The 3,183-nt window shown below is 38.2% G+C and carries 4 protein-coding genes; 1 reads left to right on the top strand and 3 read right to left on the bottom strand.

Annotated elements, in window-relative coordinates; translation table 11 throughout:
• Positions 1-35: 35 nt before the first annotated feature.
• Positions 36-581 carry a hypothetical protein gene (locus T408_RS0108990; protein ID WP_028119621.1) on the bottom strand — a complete coding sequence of 182 codons (546 nt, stop codon included), beginning with the start codon at positions 579-581 and terminating at the stop codon, positions 36-38.
• An 88-nt stretch (positions 582-669) separates the two neighbouring features.
• Between T408_RS0108990 and T408_RS0108985 the strand changes: the two genes are divergently transcribed.
• Positions 670-1,320, top strand: coding sequence for a hypothetical protein (locus tag T408_RS0108985; RefSeq protein ID WP_028119620.1), 651 nt, complete (start codon positions 670-672; stop codon positions 1,318-1,320).
• Positions 1,321-1,826: 506 nt separating this feature from the next.
• Here T408_RS0108985 and T408_RS0108980 read toward each other — a convergent pair.
• Together T408_RS0108980 and T408_RS11380 are read right to left on the bottom strand one after the other, a co-directional pair.
• Positions 1,827-2,786: a helix-turn-helix domain-containing protein gene (locus T408_RS0108980; RefSeq protein ID WP_028119619.1), complete on the bottom strand. Its 960-nt coding sequence runs from the start codon at positions 2,784-2,786 to the stop codon at positions 1,827-1,829.
• 97 nt (positions 2,787-2,883) lie between these two features.
• Positions 2,884-3,183: LPXTG cell wall anchor domain-containing protein (locus tag T408_RS11380; RefSeq protein WP_035420548.1), on the bottom strand; the 300-nt coding region annotated here is incomplete at its 5' end.

Raw genomic sequence — 3,183 nt, 5'->3', positions numbered from 1 at the left:
GTAAATGTTTAGGTTTTAAAACGCCGTTTGAGATACTAATGCACGAACTTGAAAAGATGAATTAATTTGTCGCAGTATTTATTGCAATTTATCATATAATTTTCTTTATTATCAGATTGTTTCTCCCCATTGCGAAAGACCTTCATGGGTTCTTCCATCGTTTTCCAAGAATCTAGACTCCCCTGATTAGTTTCGGGATAATCAAAGGCTAAGTATACTTCCAAAGTTAAATTCTCCGGTAGCTTCTTTGAAATATTTTGATACAAGGTATCATCCGTTAGGAAAGAATCTTTTAATGCTTCTTTTTCAAGAAATTCTGTGTCCACATAAGATACATTATAATCCCGGAGCAATCCCTTAGGGACTATCATCATATAAACTTTACTAACCTGATCGCCTTCCTGATCTAATAAAAAATAAGTCATGTAAGCATCAGGTAATAATCCATTTGATCCTAAATCTTCCTCTCGAATTTCTTTAATTCGGCTTTCAACTTCATCAAAATTTGCCTGGGCATGAACAGGCTTTACTACAGAAAACGTTAAACTTGCTAATGCTAACAATAAAATACAATGCTTCATCTAATCCCCCCAATTACAATACATTATAGCATAGCACTATTTAGTTATGCTATAATAATAAAGAACTCTATAGAATAGGAGATAATATATGAATAAAATTTTTACAACTACATTATTGATATCATTGATTTCAAATTTTGCTTCACCGGTATTTGCTGAGGATAGTAGCGAGCATTCGTCTGAAATGAGTCAAGAAGAAACTAGCTTAAGTAGCCAATCCTTTAATAGCGATCTTTCAGAAGATGAAAGTTCAGCTGGAGAGGTCCGCGTTATTGATCAATTTGGATCCAATCTCGATGAAGGAAATATTTATAAGACGGACGATAATTATTATCCTTATATCACACTTGGTAATATTCGTTATAATAATGAATGGCTCTTAATTGATGTTCGAATTGATCTTGGTTATAATAATTATAATGAAACCTTAGATGATGCTTTGCAGAATAAAAATATATTAAATATTTATCAAGCTGATACAGCTGGTAATAACGAAGAACCTGTTCAGCTAAAACCAGAATACAACAATATCCCACGTGAGTTAGAGGGCCAGCTTGAAATACCGACTGTCAAAACTATAATTGAAAATGATGCTGACACTGACAAAGAGATTACCCACTATGATTATTCAATTCCATATAAGTTTGAGCGACCTCTTGATACCGCCGCCAAACTTATTATTGAAATTGGAGAAGAACAAATTGAAGTTGAACTAGAGACTGATAATCCTGTCCTTTAATTAAATTACCCCAATACTAAATACTTCTCCTTATAGAACTTTTGTAACTAAAGGTTCTATAAGGGGAATTTTTAATTATCCTGCTAAATCCTTTAGACGATTTAGGTAACATTTTTATTATCAAAAAGCTCGAATCTAACGTAAAATCAAACTATTTATTTTCTTACATTTTTCAACCTATGCTTACTCTGACAAATCAACAAATGGAGCTAAAAATAAGTACACCAGGATTAGACTTACAAATCGTTAAACTTTTTCGCATTTGAAATAATATTAAAATAGAAAAGTTAATAATAGCTAACAAAAATAAATATTCCCTCAGCAGTAGTTTTAGGACAATTGGCTCACATCTCTCCTTTACGCGCCTTCGGCGCTTAAGGAGAGAGTCGCCAATTAAGCCGGAAGAGCGGGTACGCTCTGAAGGCAGTTCACTACAGCTGAGGGAATATTTGATTTTTGAAGCTTTATAACGATCTCTTCTTGCTTATTTCATCGCTAGGCTTGTCTTAGAAGAACCAGTAGGGTTCTTCCAGCCACTTATGGGTTGCTGGGAGTTGGTTGAGTTTCGTGAATACTTGCGGCTGATTGATGAAGTATTCGGGGTAGAACTTCATCACTTCGAAGGAGAGCCGCTCTTCTAAGAGCGGGATGTCGCTGAGTTGAGCGAGCTTCAAACCTCTTTGAATTTGGCTGGCAGATTTTTCCATGATTGCCCGACGGACGGTGAAATAGATAAAGTGCCGGAAAGGCAAGTGCTCAGGCGGTAGCTGGTCCAAGTGGGCAAAGACTTGTCTAGCCAGGTCCCGGTCATAGGTCCGCATGCAGTACAAGGATGCTTGCATCAGAAACTCAATATAATATTCCTGATAATCAGGATTTGGCAAGTAATCCTGATAACGTTCTTGGCAGGCTGGATAATACTCGGCAAAATGGCGCAAGGGCAACATGCGTAAGGCCAAGTTCAACAAACACAAATCCGCTAAATAATAAGCCTTGGCTTGGTCAAATTGGTCCTCAAAGGCTTGGGCTTCAGACTCTAGGATAGTTAAGAGCGTCTTAGAATCAATGTCTCCTCGCATAAAGCCTAAGTAATGGAAGACATAGCCAGTCAAGTAAGTGACAAGTGAATCGTGTGGATGGGCTAGGGCAAACTCATCCAATTCAAAGTAGGCCGCTTCCATCTGCGCCAAATCGCAAGCATACCAAGCTTGATCAAAGCGGTTCAAAAGGGCCCGTCTGGTATCTATTTGTTGATCTCTAGCTAAAAATAGGACCTCTTCGACATCCGTCTGGAGGGAGTGGCTATATTTAATGAGATTCTCAACACTTAGGACCTGTTGGCCATTTTCATGCTTAGAGATGCGAGAGGAGGAATCCTTAATACCAGGCAATTCATATTGTTTCAGGCGCCGGTTGATTCGGATTTCCTTGAGGGTAGCACCTAACTTCTTATTCATTGCATCCAAAATTTACCTCCTTCCTAAGTAGCTTAAGTGAATACTTGTTCTAATAAAAACCGAAGCCCTAGGGCTTCGGTTAGTCTACCTTCTTAATAAACTTATTTTAGTCTTCCTTACGACGAGGAGCAACTAATCCAAGTCCTGCTAGTACAGATAAGGCAGCGGCGCTGAATAAGGCATAGTCTTTAGCCTCACCTGTCTCTGGTAGTGATTCACTATCTGATTTAGTAGCTGATGAAGTAATTTGACCTACATTAGCTACATCTTCACCTTTAGCATCTGATCCATTGTCATCGCGACCTTTTTCGTGGCCGTTAACTGGAACTTCAATCTCGACTTTACCTCCTGGTAAGTCTGGGTCTTCTACAATGACTGTAATTGGTCCATCAACGTTGGTTCCTGG

The organism is Hutsoniella sourekii ATCC 700629 (assembly GCF_000518205.1).
In the GTDB taxonomy this organism is placed as follows: Bacteria; Bacillota; Bacilli; order Lactobacillales; family Aerococcaceae; genus Hutsoniella; species Hutsoniella sourekii.
Note: the sequence above shows the minus strand (reverse complement) of the source record. Positions and strands in the feature narration are given on the sequence as shown.